This is a genomic window from Streptomyces sp. CB01881, from assembly GCF_002953255.1.
Classification (GTDB): domain Bacteria; phylum Actinomycetota; class Actinomycetes; order Streptomycetales; family Streptomycetaceae; genus Kitasatospora.
Map to the genome: position 1 here is coordinate 11,094,875 of NZ_CP026498.1, position 3,375 is coordinate 11,098,249.

The window sequence follows — 3,375 nt, forward strand, 5'->3', positions numbered from 1 at the left end:
TGTCGGGCGGCTTCGATCCGGCTGAGCAGCAGGGCGTTGAGGCCCGAGGAGGCCATGAGCGTCACACCGTGCAGGTCGATCAGCAGCATCGACGGGGGCTGGCTTGCGTCAGCCCAGCCAGACGATGCTGATGACGTGCAGGCGCCCGGACAAGCGGTTGACCAGGTAGACGAGGCTGAGCTGGCCGATGGAGGCGCAGCGCATGTCCTCACCCTCGGGGTCGGTGGCGTCCCACTGAGGCCATCCCCAGGGGGCGCAGGAGGCGATGTCGAGCAGGTCGCCGGCCATCTGCTGGACGTGCGGGGGGAGTTCGACAAAGGCTTTGCCGGCCTGCGGGGACAGGCGGGCGGGCCAGGCCCGATCGCTCACGGGCGGGCCCCGGTGAACTCGACGAAGTCGATGCCATCCTCGTCGTCCATGCCGCCGGCGACGAAGGCGTCGACCGCCGGTGCGCTGTCCAGACGGACCTGCCAGTGGCGGACGACCTCGTGCAGCGGGGAGAGGTCGTAGGTCTGGCGGGAGTCCTCCAGCGCCTTGGCCCAGTCCCGTTCGAAGGCCGGAAGCCACCTCGCGGAGCGTTCGGGCCGCTCGGCGCGAATGCGGGCCAGCAGTTGCGCCGCCGCGCGCGGGGCCGGGGCCGGCGGTGGGGCAGGAAGATGATCGGGCTGGGCGCTCATGGGGTCCTCCGCTTCTTCGTCGTCCGTCACGGTACGGCAATCGGGTACAGGCGACGGCAGGCATGGGCCGAATTGTTCCGCCGTTGACCGATTCTCGAATCCGGCTGGGCCTTCGGCCCGGTGCGCCCGGGCCGTACCGCCCCAACGCCCGGGCCGGACGGCCGCCGGCCTCGGCCCGACGGAGCAGTGGATGCCCGGGTGTACCCGCCCCTCAGGCTCCGGGCGCCGACCTGACGGCCGCGCGCCTGGTCCGGCACCTGCTTGCCATCTGACTCCAGGACGGCCTCCCTGACAGCCCCGAAGCCGGCCGCGCCTGCGGTGGTGCGCCGTCAGGGTCCGTCCGCCCTGGCGGGCGACTTTTCCGCAATCCCCGTACGGCCTGCCCGGTGAGCCGTACATTCGCTGCTACAGCTGGTGATCGACGACGCGGTGGGAGTGGTTGTGGGAAACGGGAGCACCTTCGGCACGGACAGCGGTGTGGGCTCGACGATCGCCCTGTTGAAGGCGCAGCTGCCTGCTGTGCGGGAGCGGCGCAGCCGGGCGGAGGCGGAACTCGCCGCCGTCACCGCGGAGGAAGAGGCCATCACCAAGGCGCTCGAGGGGCTGCGGCTGCTGTCCGGCACTCTCCTCGACGGCCCGGGCGAGCCGAGCACCGAGGTGACGGCGGCCCCGGAGGAGGCCGTACAGGACGCCGGTGCGGCGGCCGAGCCGGTCCAGGAGCAGGCGCCCCCCTCGCCGGAGGGGCCCGCCGCTGCAGCGGCCGGGGCCAAGAAGAGGGCGGCCGCCAAGAAGGCGCCTGCCAGGAAGGCGGGGGCGGCGAAGAAGGCCACACCCGCCCGGGGAAAGCAGGCCCCGGTCTCCGGCGCGAAGAAGGCTGCCGGGAAGGCGTCGGCGGACACCGGGCCCAAGGCTGCGGCGAAGCGGGTGCCCACAGCCAGGAAGACGGCGCCAGCGGCACCAGCGGGCCCTGCCGGCGGCAAGCCTCCCATCGATGCGTCAGCGCCGCAGGCGGGTCGGCGGCGGAAGGTCGCGGACGCGGACAGCGTCCTTGAGGTGCTGTCCCAGGCCGGGGGCCCGCTGCGCGCCCGCGAGGTGACCGAGCGGCTGGGCCTGGAGGCCCTCGAGGGAAACATCAACGCGGTGCGCACCAGGCTGGAGCGCCTCGCCAAGGACGCGCGCGCGCAGCGGACCGGGCGCGGCCTCTACACGGTGGTGGATGGCCGGGCCGGGAGCTGACTGCCCGGCGGCGGGCGTCCGGCTCGGCCCAGGGCCCCGCGACTTTCCGCCGGACGGGATCCGGTGCGGCGCGATCCCGCCGGCCGAGATCAGGAGATCCGGCCGACTGCCCCGCGGCACAGGCAAGCAGGACCCGCGTGGCGGGGAGCAGCATGCACCGACATATCCCGATCGATCTGCAAGACCCCGCCGGACGGCAGCCGCAGGAGCGGCCGGACGGCGACCCGCGGGAACAACGCGGGCGGGGCCGCGGACAGATACATGCAACGCAATGGCAGCCGGCCCACTTCGGCTCCCCCGCTCACAGCGCGGCGCCCCCGCGCTGCGCCGGCCGGGCGTCCATACGGTCCGGGCAGGCCGGGCTCCTCGGCGTCGAGCTGCAGCGCGCCGCCCTTGAGCTGGTGCGGGCCGGGGATCATGGGCGCACCTCCTCGCGGCCGGCAGCGGTGAGCGCGGCACGCCGGGCGACCAGGCGCTCGCGCAGGTCGGTCTCCTCGGTGGTGAGCGGATCTTCGGGGCGCAGGACGCGCGGGGGGCAGGTCCTCGTCGGCCCGGGCCGCGGCGGCGGCTTCCTCGGCTTCGGGAAGCGCCCGGTACACCGGCAGACGCCACGCGGGCCGACCGCCTTGCCGGGCCCAGGCCGGCGGTGGGTGACTTGCCGCTCGCCCGCCCTGGGAACGGCCGTCGGCCCCGGTGCTTTCTACGGGGTGAAGTAGAGCCACGGCTTCGGTCTGTTGGGGAGCCGGTGGATCTTCGGTGAGTTTGGGAGCCAGTCGGTGTGATGGTGTGGAACATGCCGCTTTCGGAGTAATCGCGGGGGCTTGCGCCGTCTGGCCGCCACTCTGTGCCTGTTGATCACGGTCCAGGTCAGGGAGACCGCTGGTGCACAGGTCACGTGAGTGGCTGTTCGAGAGGATCCGCCGGGCCAAGCGTGAGCTGGGGCTGTCGGGGCGGGAGCTCGCGGTGCGGTTCAAGGTGTCGCGGAACACGGTGAAGAAGGCGTTGGAGTCGCCGGTGCCGCCGAAGCGGAAGTCGCCGCCGCCGCGCAAGAGCGTGCTGGAGCCGGTAAAGGGCTTCATCGACGCGATGCTGCGCGAGGACCTGGACGCGCCGGCGAAGCAGAAGCACACGATCCCGCGGATCATCGAGCGCCTGGCCGCGGAGCACGACTTCGAGCTCGCCCGCCCCACCACGGTCTGGGACTACGTGTCCAAGCGGCGCCCGGAGATCCGCGCGGAGGCGCTGGAGGGACGCCGGCACCTGGACGGGATGGTGCCGCAGGCGAAGAGGCCGGGCGAGGAAGCGGAGGTCGACTTCGCGGACTTCTGGCTGGACCTGGCCGGGCAGCGGCGCAAGTGCGTGCTGTTCACGCTGCGGCTGTCCTACTCGGGCAAGGCGGTGCACCGGGTCTATGCGACCGCGTCCCAGGAGGCGTTCCTGGAAGGCCACCTGGAGGCGTTCA

3 protein-coding genes and 1 pseudogene are annotated in these 3,375 nt (G+C 73.0%); 2 read left to right on the forward strand and 2 right to left on the reverse strand.

From position 1 onward, the window contains the following. Positions 1 to 108: 108 nt before the first annotated feature. Complete coding sequence (locus C2142_RS37750; protein WP_148647299.1) at positions 109 to 369, reverse strand: hypothetical protein; 261 nt, start codon at positions 367 to 369, stop codon at positions 109 to 111. Beyond that, the gene (locus tag C2142_RS37755; RefSeq protein ID WP_148647300.1) at positions 366 to 677 is read right to left on the reverse strand and encodes a DUF6247 family protein; all 312 of its coding nucleotides are present in this window, start codon (positions 675 to 677) and stop codon (positions 366 to 368) included. Before C2142_RS37755 ends, C2142_RS37750 begins: the two co-directional genes overlap by 4 nt. Positions 678 to 1,118: 441 nt before the next feature. Between C2142_RS37755 and C2142_RS37760 the strand changes: the two genes are divergently transcribed. Next, the gene (locus C2142_RS37760; protein ID WP_148647301.1) at positions 1,119 to 1,913 is read left to right on the forward strand and encodes a hypothetical protein; all 795 of its coding nucleotides are present in this window, start codon (positions 1,119 to 1,121) and stop codon (positions 1,911 to 1,913) included. 882 nt (positions 1,914 to 2,795) lie between these two features. Next, positions 2,796 to 3,375, forward strand: a pseudogene (locus C2142_RS37765) (IS21 family transposase); the annotation flags it as partial.

Excerpts from the sequence above, each read along its gene's own strand:
- C2142_RS37755 (WP_148647300.1), bottom strand. The coding sequence starts at position 677 with ATGAGCGCCCAGCCCGATCATCTTCCTGCCCCACCGCCGGCCCCGGCC.